The sequence below is a fragment of the Pseudomonas fragi genome, assembly GCF_025426255.1.
Lineage (GTDB): Bacteria > Pseudomonadota > Gammaproteobacteria > Pseudomonadales > Pseudomonadaceae > Aquipseudomonas > Aquipseudomonas kulmbachensis.
This window is the reverse complement of the sequence record NZ_CP104861.1, coordinates 4,871,919-4,888,028: the sequence shown is the minus strand read 5'-3', so window position 1 is coordinate 4,888,028 and position 16,110 is coordinate 4,871,919. Positions and strand designations below refer to the sequence as shown.

At 58.3% G+C, this 16,110-nt stretch carries 10 protein-coding genes; 7 read left to right on the top strand and 3 right to left on the bottom strand.

From position 1 onward, the window contains the following. The first annotated feature begins 47 nt into the window (after window positions 1-47). Genes waaF through N7D90_RS22405 form a run of 7 tightly spaced genes read left to right on the top strand, consistent with a single transcriptional unit; the run spans window position 48 to window position 7,002 of the window. On the top strand, window positions 48-1,082 hold the full coding sequence (gene waaF / locus N7D90_RS22435; RefSeq protein WP_261740025.1) for a lipopolysaccharide heptosyltransferase II: 1,035 nt from the start codon (window positions 48-50) through the stop codon (window positions 1,080-1,082). Further along, a complete protein-coding gene (waaC, locus tag N7D90_RS22430) occupies window positions 1,083-2,144 on the top strand; it encodes a lipopolysaccharide heptosyltransferase I (protein ID WP_261740024.1) in 1,062 nt (353 codons plus the stop codon). Continuing rightward, on the top strand, window positions 2,144-3,265 hold the full coding sequence (locus N7D90_RS22425) for a glycosyltransferase family 4 protein (RefSeq protein WP_261740023.1): 1,122 nt from the start codon (window positions 2,144-2,146) through the stop codon (window positions 3,263-3,265). Before waaC ends, N7D90_RS22425 begins: the two co-directional genes overlap by 1 nt. After that, on the top strand, window positions 3,265-4,071 hold the full coding sequence (rfaP, locus tag N7D90_RS22420) for a lipopolysaccharide core heptose(I) kinase RfaP (RefSeq protein WP_261740022.1): 807 nt from the start codon (window positions 3,265-3,267) through the stop codon (window positions 4,069-4,071). Before N7D90_RS22425 ends, rfaP begins: the two co-directional genes overlap by 1 nt. Beyond that, window positions 4,071-4,805, top strand: a complete 735-nt coding sequence (locus N7D90_RS22415; RefSeq protein WP_261740021.1) for a lipopolysaccharide kinase InaA family protein — start codon at window positions 4,071-4,073, stop codon at window positions 4,803-4,805. Before rfaP ends, N7D90_RS22415 begins: the two co-directional genes overlap by 1 nt. Further along, complete coding sequence (locus N7D90_RS22410; RefSeq protein ID WP_261740020.1) at window positions 4,802-5,554, top strand: lipopolysaccharide kinase InaA family protein; 753 nt, start codon at window positions 4,802-4,804, stop codon at window positions 5,552-5,554. Before N7D90_RS22415 ends, N7D90_RS22410 begins: the two co-directional genes overlap by 4 nt. Beyond that, window positions 5,554-7,002, top strand: coding sequence for a lipopolysaccharide kinase InaA family protein (locus tag N7D90_RS22405; protein ID WP_261740019.1), 1,449 nt, complete (start codon window positions 5,554-5,556; stop codon window positions 7,000-7,002). Before N7D90_RS22410 ends, N7D90_RS22405 begins: the two co-directional genes overlap by 1 nt. A 157-nt stretch (window positions 7,003-7,159) precedes the next feature. On the opposite strand, the gene N7D90_RS22400 is transcribed toward N7D90_RS22405, so the two are convergent. From N7D90_RS22400 to N7D90_RS22390, 3 genes are all read right to left on the bottom strand, one after another. Continuing rightward, the gene (locus N7D90_RS22400) at window positions 7,160-9,205 is read right to left on the bottom strand and encodes a membrane-targeted effector domain-containing toxin (RefSeq protein WP_261740018.1); all 2,046 of its coding nucleotides are present in this window, start codon (window positions 9,203-9,205) and stop codon (window positions 7,160-7,162) included. Between the two features lie 300 nt (window positions 9,206-9,505). Next, window positions 9,506-11,584: a TonB-dependent receptor family protein gene (locus N7D90_RS22395; RefSeq protein WP_261740016.1), complete on the bottom strand. Its 2,079-nt coding sequence runs from the start codon at window positions 11,582-11,584 to the stop codon at window positions 9,506-9,508. A 152-nt stretch (window positions 11,585-11,736) separates the two neighbouring features. After that, window positions 11,737-16,023, bottom strand: a complete 4,287-nt coding sequence (locus N7D90_RS22390) for a membrane-targeted effector domain-containing toxin (protein WP_261740015.1) — start codon at window positions 16,021-16,023, stop codon at window positions 11,737-11,739. Between the last annotated feature and the right edge of the window lie 87 nt (window positions 16,024-16,110).

Sequence of the window (16,110 nt, the reverse complement as noted above, 5' to 3'; positions counted from 1 at the left end):
ATCACAGCAGGGAGGCGAATGCCTCCCTTGCTTGTTTATGGAAACTTATGAATATTTTGATCGTTGGGCCCAGCTGGGTCGGTGACATGGTGATGGCGCAGACACTGTTCCAGTGCCTTAAACAGCGCCACCCGCAGTGCGAAATCGATGTGCTGGCCCCCGAGTGGAGCCGGCCCATCCTTGAGCGCATGCCTGAAGTTCGCAAGGCCTTGAGCTTTCCGCTCGGCCACGGCGCGCTCGAACTGGCCACGCGACGCAAGATCGGCAAGTCCCTCAAGGGCCAATACGATCAGGCAATTTTGTTGCCCAACTCGCTGAAATCGGCCCTTGTGCCGTTCTTCGCGGGTATTCCCAAACGTACCGGCTGGCGCGGCGAATTCCGCTACGGCCTGCTTAACGACGTGCGCAAGCTCGATAAAGAACGCTACCCGTTGATGATCGAGCGTTTTATGGCACTGGCCTATGAGCCGGGGGCAGACCTGCCCAAGCCGTACCCGCGTCCTGATTTGCAGATTGACCCACAAAGCCGCTCTGGCGCGCTGAGCAAGTTCGGCCTGGAGCTGGACCGCCCGGTACTGGCGCTATGCCCGGGTGCCGAATTTGGCGAGTCCAAGCGTTGGCCGTCGGAGCATTACGCCAAGGTCGCAGAACAAAAGATCCGCGAAGGCTGGCAGGTGTGGTTGTTCGGTTCCAAAAATGATCACGCGGTGGGCGAAGATATCCGCTCACGGCTGATCCCTGGGCTGCGCGAAGAGTCGGTCAACCTCAGTGGCGAGACCTCGCTGGCCGAGGCTATTGATTTGCTCTCATGTGCCGACGCCGTGGTGTCCAATGATTCGGGGCTGATGCACGTGGCCGCAGCGCTGAACCGCCCGCTGGTGGCGGTCTATGGTTCCACGTCACCGGGCTTTACCCCGCCTTTGGCTGATAAGGTCGAAATCGTGCGTCTGGGCCTCGATTGCAGCCCGTGTTTTGATCGTACCTGCCGCTTCGGCCACTACAACTGCTTGCGCGAGCTGATGCCTGCACCTGTGGTTGAAGCCTTGCAGCGTTTGCAGGGCTCACCGGTCGAGGTCAACTAAGTGCGGGTTCTGTTGGTCAAAACCTCATCCCTTGGGGATGTGATCCATGCCTTGCCCGCGTTGACCGATGCGGCACGGGCGATTCCAGGGATCACCTTTGACTGGGTCGTGGAAGAAGGCTTTGCCGAAATTCCGACCTGGCACCCGGCTGTGGGCAAAGTGATTCCAGTGGCAATCCGCCGCTGGCGCAAAAACATCTGGGACACCATCAAGAGCGGTGAGTGGCGGCGTTTCAAGCAAAGCCTGCGTGCCGAAAAATACGATCTGGTGATCGATGCTCAAGGCCTGGTCAAAAGTGCCTGGCTGACCCGCTATGTAAACGCCCCGGTGGCCGGTCTGGATAAAGACTCTGCCCGTGAGCCGCTGGCCAGCCGTTTTTATCAGCGCCGTCTGGCCGTGGCCCGTGGGCAGCACGCGGTCGAGCGTTTGCGTCAGCTGTTTGCGGTGGCGTTGGGGTACGACCTGCCCAAAGGGCTGGGCGATTACGGCCTCGATGTTGAACGCCTGATTGAACTGCCGCGCAACAAGCCTTACGTGCTGTTTTTGCACGGCACCACCTGGGACACCAAACACTGGCCCGAAGTGTACTGGCGCGATCTGGCCTTGCGCATGGGGCACATGGGTGTCGAAGTGCGTCTGCCGTGGGGTAACCCGGCAGAGAAAGCTCGCGCCGAACGCATCGCCAGTGGTCTGAACAATGCGGTGGTGCTGCCCAAACTGAACCTGGCCGGTGTTGCCAAGGTACTGGCCAGTGCCAGCGCCTGCGTGGCGGTCGATACCGGGCTGGGGCACCTGGCGGCAGCATTGGATGTGCCGACCATCTCCCTGTTTGGTCCCACCAATCCGGGGCTGACCGGCGCCTATGGCAAGGTGCAAATCCACCTGGCCAGCGATTTTCCGTGTGCGCCGTGCCTGCAGAAAAAATGTACCTACACTCCGACTGCACAGGACCAGCAGCGGTTTGATCTGAAAAACGAGTGGCCTTTGTGCTTTACCCGTTTGAACCCTGAGCGTGTCGCAAGTCGATTAAGCACGTTGTTACTGGCTGAGGAACTGCGCTGATGCAACTGGCTTTTGTGCTGTACAAATATTTCCCGTTTGGCGGACTGCAACGTGATTTCATGCGCATTGCGCTGGAATGTCAGAAGCGCGGCCATCAAATTCGCGTCTACACCATGATCTGGGAAGGCGATATCCCGCCGGGTTTTGAAGTGCTGGTGGCGCCGGTCAAGGCCTTCCACAACCATACCCGCAACGAAAAAATGCTCGCCTGGATGCAGGCTGACCTAGCCAAACGCCCGGTGGACCGCCTGATCGGTTTCAATAAAATGCCGGGTCTGGACGTGTATTACGCGGCCGACGGCTGCTTCGAAGACAAGGCGCAAAACCTGCGCCATTCGTTCTATCGCTTCTTCAAGCGCTACAAGCACTTTGCCGAGTACGAGCGGGCAGTGTTCGACAAGCACGCGAAGACTGAAATCCTGATGATTTCCGAAGTCCAGCAGCCGCTGTTTATCAAGCATTACGACACCCCGCTGGAGCGCTTCCATCTGCTGCCGCCGGGTATCGCCCTGGACCGCCGTGCACCCGCTAATGCCGCCGAGATTCGCGCCGAGTTCCGGCGCGAGTTCAACCTGGCAGACGACGATTTGCTGCTGGTACAGATCGGTTCCGGGTTCAAGACCAAAGGCGTGGATCGCAGCCTCAAAGCCCTGGCGGCCTTGCCTGGCGAGCTTAAAAAGCGCACTAAATTATTTGTCATTGGTCAGGACGACCCCAAAGTCTTTCAATTGCAGAGCGCTACCCTGGGGCTTGGCGATCATGTGCAGTTCCTCAAGGGCCGCAGCGATATCCCGCGTTTCCTGCTGGGCGCCGATTTGCTGATCCACCCGGCGTACAACGAAAACACCGGCACCGTGCTGCTTGAAGCGCTGGTGGCAGGTTTGCCGGTGCTGGTCAGTGCCGTCTGTGGCTACGCCCATTACATTAGCGACGCTGATTGCGGCCGTGTACTGGACGAGCCGTTCGAGCAGGCGCAACTCAATGAATACCTGACACACATGTTGTCCGACGATGCTGCGCGCGCGGCCTGGAGCCAAAATGGCCTGGCCTACGCGCAGACGGCCGACCTCTACAGCATGCCGCAGCACGCTGCGGATGTGATTCTGGCGGAGCAACACTGATGAAACTGATTCTTGCCGAACCGTTCAAGAGCTTGTGGGCAGGACGCGATGCGTTCACCGAAGTCGAGCGTCTGGAAGGCGAGGTTTACCGTGAACTGGAAGGCCGACGTACCTTGCGTACCGAAGTCGACGGACGCGGTTTCTTTGTGAAAATCCACCGTGGTATTGGCTGGGGTGAAGTCTTCAAAAACCTGCTGACGGCTAAGCTGCCGGTCCTCGGTGCAGGCCAGGAGTGGCGAGCCATCAAGCGCCTGCACGAAGTCGGCGTGCCGACCATGACGGCGGTCGCCTATGGCGAAAAGGGCAGCAACCCGGCGGCGCAGCACTCGTTCATCATCACCGAAGAGCTGGCGCCGACGGTCAGCCTCGAAGACTTCAGCCTCAACTGGGTCAAGCAGCCGCCGCAACCCAAGCTCAAGCATGCGCTGATCGCCGAAGTGGCGCGTATGACCGGCATGATGCACCGCGCCGGGGTTAACCATCGCGACTGCTACATCTGCCACTTTTTGCTGCATACCGACAAGCCGGTTACGGCCGAAGACTTCCGCTTGTCCATTATTGACCTGCATCGCGCGCAAACCCGTGCAGTGATCAGCAAGCGTTGGCGTAACAAGGATCTGGCGGCGCTGTACTTCTCGGCGCTGGATATCGGCCTGACGCAACGGGACAAACTGCGCTTCCTGCGTGGTTATTTCCAGATGCCGCTGCGCAAGATCCTGCGCGATGAAGCACACCTGCTGGCGTGGCTGGAAGGCAAGGCGAGCAAACTCTACGAGCGCAAACAGCGTTATGGAGATGCACTGTAATGGCGGGTTGGAATCTGGAACCCGCTTACAGCGCGTTGGCATCTGATTTCGGCAGTCTGGAGGCGGTGTTTGCCTTGCAGGGCGAGCACCTGACCCGCGATCCGTTATCGGAAGTGATTCGTGTCGAGCGTGGCGGGGTCAATTACTACGTCAAGCGCTACACCGGCGCGGGCAAAGGCTTGCGCCGTTATTTGGGCCGTCCGCGGGTCAAGTCCGAATGGCAGAACCTCAAGCGTTTTGCCAAATGGGGTATTCCCACCGCTGAGGTAGTGGCCTGGGGCCTTGAACGCAGTGGTTTTGCCTATTCGCGTGGCGCCATGATCACTCGCGAACTGCCCAACACCCGCGATTTGTCGGAGCTTGCCGACAAGCATGATCCGCTGCTCAAGGATCGCGCGTGGGTCGATTGCGTTAGCCGCCAGCTGGCGCGCTATACCCGAATCATGCACGACCATCGCTTTACCCATAACGACCTGAAGTGGCGCAACCTGCTGATCGACGACCAGCCCAAGCTGTTCTTGATCGACTGCCCTAACGGCGATTTCTGGCGCGGCTTCTGGCTCAAATATCGCATCACCAAAGACCTGGCGTGCCTCGACAAAGTGGCCAAATACCACCTGTCCTACACCCAGCGGTTACGTTTTTATTTCCAATACACCGGGCGCACTACGCTCAATGCGGCAGACAAGGAACGGGTCCGTCATATCGTGCGCTTTTTTGAGGGCCGGGAATGACTGATTTTATCGCGGATGCCGACCGAGCCTTGCTTGAGCGCAACGGCCTGGCTGACTTTGATTCATTGTGGTCCGTGCAACTGGAAGCGGTGGACGAACCCAACACCAGCGGTGGTGGTTGGAGCAGCGTGTTTCGCATGGACCTCGAAGGCCAGGGGTTTTACCTCAAGCGCCAGAGTAATTACCTGACCCGCACGCTGCACAGCCCCTTTGGCGAACCGAGTTTCGCCCGCGAATTCCGCAATATTCAGCGTTATGAGCAAATGGGTATCCCGGCGCTGGAAGCGGTGTTTTTTGGCGAGCTCAAAGTGGCTGGCGAACGCCGAGCGGTGCTGATGACTCGGGCACTTGATGGTTGGAATGACCTTGATTCGCTGCTTGAGCAATGGCCGCAACTGAGCAACGAGCAGCAGCAGGCGATTTTGCGCGAGTGCGGCCAGTTGGCCCGTCGCCTGCACGCCGCGCGTCAGGTGCATGGCTGTTTTTACCCCAAGCACATCTTCTTGCAGGCCGCTGGCGCGGGTTATCGCGCCCAACTGATCGATCTGGAAAAAACCCGGCCCTTGTTGCTGGGCCAACGTGATCGGGTCAAGGACATCGAGCCGTTGCTGCGCCGGGCGCATGTCTGGACTGACGCCGATGTGCGCGCCTTGCTCGCGGCCTATCTGGATCAGCCGGTCGACAGTGGTCTGGTCGATGCCTGGCTGGCGCGGCTGAATGTGCGCCGCAGCCACAAGGGAGCTCGCTGATGCGTTTGTCCGAACTGCAAAAGGCCGGTCGTGCACCGGGCTTGCCGCTGAGTATCGAACTGGCCGACGCGGCCGGCCCTGCGCAATTGCAGCTGTTGACCTTGCTGCGGGTACTGCCGGGGCAGCGCTATGTCGGTGCCGGGGTATGGCGCGGGCGTACCGTGCTGGCCAAATTGATGGTGGGCAGCAAGGCGGCACGCAATTTTCAGCGCGAGTTGACGGGCGTACGCCTGTTGGCTGAACAGGGTTTGACCACGCCACAGTTGCTGGCCGATGGCTTGCAGGAAAGCGAGGGCGGCTGGTTATTGTTCGAATTTATCGAAGACGCGCAAAGCCTCGATCAGGCCTGGAAGGCGGTGCAGGGCTTGCCGGTTTTGGCGGATGAACAAGCGGCTGTGCTGGGCGAGGCTTTGGCTGCGATTGGCCAGATGCACCTCAAAGGGTTGTGGCAGCAGGATCTGCATCTGGACAACCTGCTGCGCCAGGGCGGTAAGTTGTATTTGATCGACGGTGCAGGCATTTGCGTCGAAGAGGCGGGCAAACCGCTGTCGCGGCAGAAAGTGCTGGAAAACCTCGGGGTGTTCTTCGCCCAGCTCCCCAAAAATCTTGAGCCGTTTATCGAAGAGCTGCTGGTGCATTACCTGCTGAGCAACGGCGAACACGCCTTGCCGCTCGAGGCGCTGCTCAGGCAGGTCGAGAAGGTACGTGCCTGGCGCTTGAATGATTACTTGAGCAAGGTCGGCCGCGATTGCTCGCTGTTTAGCGTGCAGCGCGGGGCCTTCGCCCTGCGCGCTGTTTTGCGCGAAGAAGAACCCGCCATGTTGCCTGTACTGGCCAAGGCCGATGCCTTGCTCGATCAGGGCCATCTGTACAAAACCGGCGGTGCGGCAAGTGTCGGCAAAGTTGAAGTGGCCGGTCGCACCCTGGTGGTCAAGCGCTACAACATCAAGGGTTTTGCCCACTGGCTCAAACGCTTCTGGCGTCCGAGCCGGGCCTGGCATTCGTGGCGTGAAGGCAATCGGCTGGCGTTTCTGGGCATTACCACGCCCAAGCCGCTGGCGCTGCTGGAAACCCGTTTTCTGTGGCTGCGCGGCAAAGCGTATCTGGTCACCGAGTATTTGCCGGGGCCCGATATCATCGAGCGTTTTGCGCCGTATGTTGAGCGCGGCGATGCCCCGGAATCCGAATTGCAGGCGCTGGACCAGTTGTTTGCCGATTTGATTCGTGAGCGTATCAGCCACGGTGATCTCAAGGGTCATAACGTGTTCTGGGCTGATGGCCGCTGGGCACTGATCGATCTGGATTCGATGTGCCAGCATCGCTCGCCGGGCAGCTTCGCCTCGGCCTACGCCCGCGACCGTGCGCGCTTCATGCGCAACTGGCCAGCTGGCAGCGCATTGCATCAAGTGATTGATGGGCGCTTACCCAAAACCATAGTAGAGGCTTAGACGCACACTTGTAGCCGCTGCCTTTGTTCCTCGTCATCGGCTTGAGATACTTCAAACGTGGGAGCGAGCCTGCTCGCGAAGATCATTCGCGAGCAGGCTCGCTCCCACAATTTTTTGACCTGGAACAGAGTATCTACAGGTGGGTCGCTGAGCGCGCCTACTTCACATAGGTCATGCCCATAGCTGCCAGATTGATGGCCAAATCCTGGGCTTGAGCAAATCGCACGTCATGCACGTCTGGCCATTCGGGCCTTTGCAGGTAGACCTTGCCATCGGGGTCACAGAGCAGTGGTGTCTCGATCAGCTCAGTCGTGGCGCTGCGATGAAATAGCGTTGGCCCGTCGATGGGATGGTTGTTAAAGGTGTACTGGTTGACTTGGTTGAGCAAACGTTCGATTTCCTGGCGCTGGCGCGGGCCCCAATACGTTCGGCTAGCGCTCACTTCCACAGAGAGACGCAAGTCAGTCTTGTAAAAGGCGAGGCTCAAGGGGCCATTTTTCATGAAGGTGACACGGCCTTTATCCGGGCCAATGCCGGTCGGTTGGCCCGGTAACGTGTCCATGACTTTCATCCCGATGCCGCCATTCAATTCGGCCAGGCCGGGTATGCCTTCAAAGGTATTGACATGGGTACTGCCGACCAAGGCTACCCATTTATGGGCGCCGTGCTCTGCCTGATGGGCGCGGATCGTTTCAGAGCCATAAAAGCTGAGCGCCTTGCAGCGTTTCAAGTGATAGTCCCGCTTGCCGATTATGTTGTAGCTGGAGGCACAGTCGAGGGCGATGACTCTGATCCCGTGCGATCGGGCGGCGGTGACCAGGGTCAGGAAGGTGTAAGCCGGGTGGCTGTCGAGGCCTTCGCGCTTGTACAGCTGTTTCAAAAATTTGTTGAGCTTGTGGCTGATAATGCCGCTTCTGGCATTGATATCCAGATCGACCTGATGGAAGTCGGTTTGCAGGTGCTCAAGGTAAAAGGTTTTCACATCGTTTTTTGCCAATTCGGCCATGTTATCGATCAGGAATTTTTTGCTGGCCACTGAATAATGGTTTTCACCGACCACGAGTCCCGTGGATCGGCTGTAGATCTGCCGCAAAATCTCGGGGTGGGGTGTCGCTTGAGCCAGTTGCGGAATGCTGACGCGAGGCGCCAGCACAGCCGAGTGGATAAAAGTCTGGGCTCGATTGATGAAGTCGAGTCGCAATCGGTAAAAAAACTGACTGGCTTGTATGACTACAGGGTCGCGAAAGGTCGCGCTCCGAGTGTTCTGATTGCGCGTCTGGGCTTTGATAAAAGCCTCGACTCCTGCTCGGTGCTCTCGCGGTAGCAGAGTGAGGTTTTGCGTGTCTACGGGTAGCGGAGGAGAAATGTGGCGTGCGCCTGCTCTTAACGCTGTCCAGCGAGGATAGCCCCGTGATGTCGAGTGCTTGACCTCCCATTCGCTGCTGCCCAGATTGCGCCTGATTTTGAACACCGGTTGGGTGGTGCTTGAGCCAGTTGCAATGATCAGGTGCAAACCAGGGCCGGGTACGCCTGCGCTCACTTCGAACACCTCGTTGTTCTGCTGGATGTAATGGCGTTGGTTCAGGGTGTAAATCCCTTGCGTATCCGGGATGTCACGCAAGTGCTCAATACCGCTCACGCGTGCTTGGTTAATCAACGTGTTAATCCCGAAAATCTGGTTGTTCATTGGCGTCGAGGCGTTGGCTTTCCATTTACCCAGCGCTACTTCCAAGGAAGGGGTTTTGTATGCGGCGTTCGGCATGCGCCGGTCAATCATCAGCCATGTGTCTTGGGTTCGATCATAAGTGGCCTGGAACAGACGCCCATTGGCATCCGGCAGGTAGTACTCGCCAGCAGCACCGTGTGAGGGTTTGAGCTCATACACCCCCTGGCGATAGTGCTCACCCTTGAGCAAGGTCATCTGCTGCGGTGTTTTGAGTGAGGCGGCGCCCGGACTGAAGGCCCGCGTAACAGGGCCGCTGCGAACCCGAATGGAAGATGCAAAAACCTGGGAGCCAGCAAAGTCCGACCCGGCATCGGTCAGGTGCGCGACGCAGATGAGCCAGTGCAGCATCGCCTCATGGTCCTGCTCACGCCGCAGCGCGTCCACGCCTTGATAGAGCCCATATAGAAAACGCCCGATCGACAGCGGGATCAATACCTTGAGCGGCAGTGCGAAGCTGATGATGTCCACCACGGTCATGACGGTGTCTTTGACCGTTTGAATATTGGCCTCTCGCGTTGTGGTCGATTGTTCATCGACATTACGCCTGATCGCTTTTTGTAGCCGCTGAGGAGCGCAGCGAGGCTGCGTCCGGCTGCGAAGCAGTCGTAAATTCAGACGCCTCGCTAGTGCTTGACCGGGAACAGAGTAGCTACAGAGATACTTCAAGCGTGGGAGCGAGCCTGCTCGCGAAGATCATTCGCGAGCAGGCTCGCTCCAACTGGGGGGCTTGACCTAGAACAGAGTCTCTACATTGGGTAGCCGCAGGTCGCGGGTTTATTAGAAGCTGTACTGCGCCCCGGCGCCCGCGTACCACGAGCGGCCCGGTGCGGCTTCGTAGTAGCGCTGATTGCCATCAGCCACGATCACCGAACCCACGTACTGGCGGTCCAGCAGGTTGTCCAGGCGCAGGGTTTGGTGGAAGGTCCAGTGCTCTACTTTTTGCTCAAACTTCGCCCGCCAGTTGAACACGCTGTAGGCCGGTGCTGCCTTTTGGGTGTTGGTGTCTTCGACATACACCTTGCTGCGGTACATGCCTTCGATTGCAGTGCTGACCCAATCCGTGGGTTTCCAGTTCACTTCGGCAAACAGGGTGGTTTGCGGTACGCCCGGCAGGTAGTTGCCTTTGTCCACGGTGCCTTTGGTGCTGGCGAAGTCGCTGTCGTAGGTGGCTTGCAGGCGGGTGTAGGCGAGGGTAGTGGTCCAGTGTTCGCTGAGCTGGCTTTCGACGCCCAGTTCGAAACCTCGGCGCAAGGTGCGCCCGGCGTTTTGATAGGTCGTACGCCCACCGGTGTTGCTCTGTACCACCAGCTCATCTTCGGTGGTGATCTGGAATACAGCAGCATTGATCCGCGTGTTACTGATCTGTGCCTTCAAGCCCATTTCATACTGGGTGCTTTCAGAAGGCTTGAGGCCAAAGTTGAAGCCCTGGCCACTTGGTGAGTAGGCCAGTTCGGCTTGGGTCGGTGTTTCAAACCCTTTGCCCGCACTCACATATCCATGCAGTTCAGGGGTAAAGGCGTACATCACGCTCATGGAGGGCGTGGCTTTTTCATAGCGCTTGGTGCCGCTGTCGTCGCCATTGCTCAAGAATTGATCGTCGACGTCCATTTCCATGGTGCTGTAGCGTAAACCGGCCTGTACGGTCCAGTTGTCCAGCGCCCAGTTGGCCTGTACGTAGGGGTCGAGGCTGCGGGCGGTGTCGACTTCGTCGCGTACCAGTGCACCTTTAACGCCCAGTTGGTTGCCAACGAAGTTGTTGTAACCGTGACGGCTGTCCTGGCTTTGGTCAAAGTCTAGGCCGCCGATCAGGGTCAGGTCACCCGGCACGCCGTATACCGGTTGCAACCAGCGCAGGCTGCCGCCGTAGAACTTGCGGTCGAACTGAACCACGCCGCCGCCTTGGTTGTTGCTGGGCGTACCCTTGGGAATCGCCAAATACTGAATCACACTACGGGTGCCGGTATAGGCATTGACCTGCAAGGTGGCGTCACCGATGTAGCGCTCGTAGTTAAGGCCCAGTTGCTGATGGTCGATGCTTTTACGAGTGTTGTAGGTAATCGCATTGGGTGTGACCGAGCGCGGGTCGGCTTTGTAGGCGGCCCAACTTTGGCCCAGCGGGTCTTGCGTGCCGTTTTGCTCGAGGCTGCTATAGATCAGCGCCAGCTTGCTGTCTTCGTCAGGCTTCAGGTTGAGCTTGGCAAAGGTCTGGTCGCGGCGTGCGGCGCTGTGGTCGCGGTAGCCGTCGGTGTCCATGCGCGAGGCATCGAGCACAAAGCCCACGTCATCGGTGGCGCCTTCAGCCGTCAGGTGATTCTTGCTCATGCCGTCGCTGCCGATCAGGGTTTCGGCACCGATACGCGGTGGGCCTTCGCCGTCACGGGAGAACATTTGAATCACCCCTCCGGCGTTGCTGCCGTAAAGGGTTGCGGCGGGACCGCGCAGCACTTCGATGCGCTCGGCAGTGTCGAGGTTGAACGTGGCCGCCTGACCTTGGCCATCAGGAGTGCTGGCCGGGATGCCATCGGCGATCAACTTGATGCCGCGTACGCCAAAGGCCGAACGGGCGCCAAAGCCTCGGGACGAAATCTGCAAGTCCTGGGCGTAGTTCTGGCGGTTTTGCACCACCAGCCCTGGCACGCGGGACAGTACCTCGGACGCGTTAATGCCCAATTGGCCGTCGCTGATTTGTTGCTGGCTGATGCTGTCGACCGAATACGGCAGGTTAAAGCTTTGGCTGGCACTGCGCGAGCCGGTGATGACGCTGGGATCGAGTTCCAGCGGTTCGGCCAGCGTTGGGGGCGCAATAAAAAGACCAGGCAGCAGCAAGGCAAGGCGGGCGGGTACAAAAAATTTCATGAGGGTTATGGCGGTTCCGTGTGACGCGACCCGTCCGGGCGACGGGCATCAGGCTAGCAGAGGCCGCGCATTTTAGCGGCTGAGGGAGCGATAGCCAGCAAAAGTAACCGGTCAGGACAAAACACGGTTGTCCTGACTGGTGTTGTGGTGGGCTACCAGTTCACGAGCTGCATGCCTTTTTCTTTCAAGTCGCTGACCAGGCTGTCAAAGATGTCATAGCGCTTGAGGTGGATATCTGGCCAATCGCCAAGCTCGATAAAAAACTGGCCGTTATCGCTTTGGATTCGGCTGCGCAGGATCTCCTGGTCAAGGGTGCGCTGGATCAGCTCCGGGCCGTCCAATGAAGAATTTCCAAACATGAACTCGCCGGGCTGAGCCAGCATTGCTTCGATTTGTGCCTGGGAAAATGCCGGTCGATCAGGCGCAATGCCGGGTAACTCGATCTCCAGCCAATAATCGTTTTTCAAAAACAGGTAATCGGGTTGCTCAAAGCTCGGAGGTATCACCGCCCCCAGGTTCTGCTGCAAACCGTGGCCTTGGCCCGGGGCCGCATCGGAAACACGTACGCCGATGGCGCCCTCCAGTTCTGCCAGCCCGGGCACGCCCTGATACGTGTTGGCGTGGGAATTTCCAGTCAGGGCGATCCACTTGTGGGTGGGGTTCTGGCTCCGATAACGGTTGATCATCTGGGCGCCAAAGTAGCTGAACATTTCATACCGATTCAGGTCGGGGTTTGCACTGATCTGGATCCTGGGGTTGTAGCTGGCCGTGCAATCCAGCGCTTTGATGCGAATGCGGTAATGTTGGGCTTCGCGCACCAGTTGGCTGTAGGTGAAGGGGCTTGTGGGGTTGAGCCGGTGACCAGCGTCTTGTCGCCTGAGGAAATCATCCAGCGCCACGGGCATTTTTCCGCTTTCAAAGAATGCATCCAGATGTACTTGGTGCAAATCGGTGTGCAGGTGTTCGAGAAACAGCACTCTCACGTCATTGTTTGCAAGTTCGCTCATCTGGGTGAACAGGATCTGTTTGCCCGACTGTTGGGCATGGGTTTCGCCCAGCACGATGCCCTGAGTGTTTTCGTAAAGACGTTCAAACAGATTTTTGGGTGGAGTGTTAGCGGGTATTTCCGGAAGTATGGGGCGTGGCTTGACGGGGCTGGTTTTGAGAAAGGCGCGGGCATCGGTCAGGAGTCTGGTACGTAGCCTTGAGAACAGTTGGCTGGTCTCATTGAGCCCGAGATGCTGGATGAGTGTTCTGTTGTCAAACAACACCGGATAGTTGGTGATCAAGTCCTGTACGCGGACTTTGTAGTTGGCCGGTAAATCGTAAGCGCTGTAGCTGCTCTCGGCGGTGTTGAGCGCCAGCTCGCTGCTGTCATGTACCAGAGGCTCCCAGCGTTTTGTGGTGCCGGAGCGGTGTTTGATTTCCCAGTAACCCGTGGTGCGCCGCACTTTGTAACTGACCCTGGTACTGCGGGAGCCTGCGGGTACTTGCAGGTACCAGTTACGCCCCAGCCAGCCACTGCTGACTTCAAAAACCACGCCGTTTTGTTCGATGTATCGCTGGTTGTGAACGCGATACACGCCGCGTGCGTCAGGATTTTTACCGCGCAGGTCAATGCCTGTGACTTTGGCGCTTTCAATCACCCGTTCAATCCCGGCCTGCTGGTTGCTCAGGGAGCGAACAGGGCTGGCATCCCAGATCCCGGCTGACAGTTCGCGAAGCGCCAGTTGGTAGTGAGCCTCGGGTTTGCGCGGGTCAATCACCCGCCAGGTTTGATCCAGCGCGTCATAGTGGCTGCGATACAATTGGCCATTACTGGCTTTGACGTAATAGTCGGGCTTGTTGTTCACCGAAGTTGACTCAAGGACCCCAGTACCGAATTCGTCGCCTGTGCGAAGTTTGAGCCCTGTCGCCGCGTGTGGGCTCGCCGCCGCAGGGCTCAGGGTAGGTGCTGGCAGCTTCGCGCGCTGGCGGATCACCTGGCCAAATACGGCAGAACCGGCAAAGTCCGAGGCACCGTCGGTCAGATGAGTGATAGCGCCTAAAAAGTGCAGCAGTGCTTCGTGCTCTTCATCCCGTTGCAGCGCATCCACACCCTGCATCAACTGGTAGACGAAACGAGCCAGTACGATGGGCAGCAAGAGCTTGATCGGCATTGCAAAAGAGATGATGTCGATGGCGGTCAGCGCGGCTTCTTTTGCGGTATTGAGGTTGCTTTCCCATGTGGAGGTCGATTGCTCGTCGGCTTCGTGGATGGCATGCAAGGCTTCTGTGTCGTATGAGGCTTCAAGCAGATGGTGAGGGATGATCTGGAGTTGCACAGTGGTGTCCGTCATTCCTGCTTCCAGCAACGGCTTGATATAGGGCTTTTGAGCAACCGTCACGCGTTGCAGTACATAGCTGCGCAATGAGAGGTGAGACAGTCGTCTGGCCAGCTCATTGCGCGAATGTGCGCTCACGAACCAACGGTTATTCGGCGCACCGGGCAGGTAGCACAGCAGCTGGGCTGATCCGGTCAAGCTGAATACCAGCGCGCCGGGCAGTGGCTTGTAGCGCAGAATCAACAGATGCACTTTGACTTGTTTGCCGTTGAACCAGGGGCGTGTGGCCTCGACGGGGTGATCCAGCGCGTGTTGAATCCAGGCCACATGTTCGACGCTCAAGCTGCCCGACAACCTGGCTTCCAGCAGGTCCAGTTGCAGTTGAGCCTTGCTGAAGTCGATATAGCGCTCCTTGCGCCAGAGGGCTTGTTCAGAGTTCACCAGCAAATCATTGAGTCGGGCTTTGTATCGCCCGCCGATATCCAGCTGACGCACCAGCGCTTTCAGATAGGCCGGGGTAAGAACCGGGTGGCGATTGCCCTTGGCATCCTTTACCAGTGCTGTCAGAGCAAAGGTTGTGTCCCAGATACCTACGTTGGCCAAGGCCAATTCACTCAGGCTTCGTTGAGTGGTTCTGTGGGTAATTGTGTGGCCTGTTCGTTCCAGGCTGACGCCGGCGGCAAAGCCCGAGGGAAGCCCGGCGCCACTGCCAGGGTAAACCAGCGGGCCGGTCTGCAGGGCTTCGGTGGTCGAGATGAAAATGCTGTCGGGATCAATCTCTATCCCGTGATCGGCTTTGATCCGTTGTTTGAGCTGAACCCTTGCATATCCCAGCAGGGTGTTTTTTTGTCCGACTTCTGCAAGGGATTGGGTGTCTGGAGCCTGCGACGCGTGACGCTCAAGATTCAAGCGCTCGACGGCCAGACGCCACTGGGCTTTGTCGGCATCAGAGGCTGACACAAGCCATTGCGGCAACCGGCTTTCCAGCAGCCGGACATAGCGCGCATGCACAATGCGGGCGGGCTGAAGAGGCAAGCTTGAATTGAGTGACTGTTCGATCAGCTCGGACAAATGCTCAAGCGTGGCGTCCTGTTTCCGGGTGCGGGCAAGTGCCCATGCGTGTTGCAGATCGTGCTTCTGTTTTTCGATCAGTTGGTCGCTGTAAAAGGTCGGTACGTCGTCTTCCTCGATCGAGCCGAAGTCCACGTGTCCATGGGTAAGCGCGCGCGTACGTTCTGCAGCCAGCACATAGTCGAGAATCGTCTCGCGCTGGACTTCATCCCTGAGGCGCGCGCTCATTTCTTCGCTGAGTGCCTTGAGTGAGGTGAATGCTTCGAGGCCATTGCTCGGCGTATAGAGCACCACGGTACGCGGCGTTTCGTCCTGCACGATGCGATTGTCATGGGCATCGCTGGAAGCTCGGGGCACGTTGTTATGAGTGATCACGAACACGCCATGCAGCCGAATACCCCCTTGCAGGGGATGACCATCGAGTGAGACCTCATAAAAACTGAAAGCACTGCGTGGCGGCTGTGCAGAACGAGGACCAATAACGGGGAAGACCTGCTTGATCGTCTCCATGGGGTTGGGCGCAAGGGTGTTTTCGCCGTGACGCACAGTGGCCTCGGACAGGATCAGGTCGCGGGTGTACTGGGTTAGCCAGGCTTTGGGTGTGAGGCCGTCGAGATTGTTATTGGGCGTTTGCCAGAAATAGCTGAGGGCATCTTTAACGCAAAGCTCAAGGCTGTGGGTTGTGAAGTCGAGCAACTGCTCAAACTCGGGCGCCGTAATGCCGCGAGTCAGGTGCTGATCGTCCAGGGTGTGGGGGTGGTTGTAAATGCGCGCAGTGTTCTGAAAAAAGGTCGGTACTGCCCGGGTGAGATAGCACTGCTCGACCAGCGCGCCAAGGGTTCGGCTGGCGATCACCGGTAACTGCCCGGGTTGCGCCGGCTCTTCGTAGTTCAAGTAGAGCTGGTCAAGGGCTGCGTCCCTGGAAAGCCTGGGGAACAGCAGCCGCAGCCGATGGTTCAGTGCTTGGTCGAGGCGGGGGAAGGCCTTGGTGAGCCGCTGCAGCTCGTGCGGCAGGCTTTTGAAGTGTTCCAGATATTCAGGCATCGCATGCTTCCTGTGATGAGCCTTGCGCCCGGATGGGTGCGCAAAAGTGTGTTCACAGGAAATCCCATAGCCTTGGGGCGTTGGGCT

Coding starts and splice junctions, on each gene's coding strand:
- N7D90_RS22400 (WP_261740018.1), bottom strand. CDS start 9,205: ATGACCGTGGTGGACATCATCAGCTTCGCACTGCCGCTCAAGGTATTG.
- N7D90_RS22390 (WP_261740015.1), bottom strand. CDS start 16,023: ATGCCTGAATATCTGGAACACTTCAAAAGCCTGCCGCACGAGCTGCAG.
- N7D90_RS22410 (WP_261740020.1), top strand. CDS start 4,802: ATGACTGATTTTATCGCGGATGCCGACCGAGCCTTGCTTGAGCGCAAC.
- N7D90_RS22405 (WP_261740019.1), top strand. CDS start 5,554: ATGCGTTTGTCCGAACTGCAAAAGGCCGGTCGTGCACCGGGCTTGCCG.
- rfaP (WP_261740022.1), top strand. CDS start 3,265: ATGAAACTGATTCTTGCCGAACCGTTCAAGAGCTTGTGGGCAGGACGC.
- N7D90_RS22425 (WP_261740023.1), top strand. CDS start 2,144: ATGCAACTGGCTTTTGTGCTGTACAAATATTTCCCGTTTGGCGGACTG.
- waaF (WP_261740025.1), top strand. CDS start 48: ATGAATATTTTGATCGTTGGGCCCAGCTGGGTCGGTGACATGGTGATG.
- N7D90_RS22395 (WP_261740016.1), bottom strand. CDS start 11,584: ATGAAATTTTTTGTACCCGCCCGCCTTGCCTTGCTGCTGCCTGGTCTT.
- N7D90_RS22415 (WP_261740021.1), top strand. CDS start 4,071: ATGGCGGGTTGGAATCTGGAACCCGCTTACAGCGCGTTGGCATCTGAT.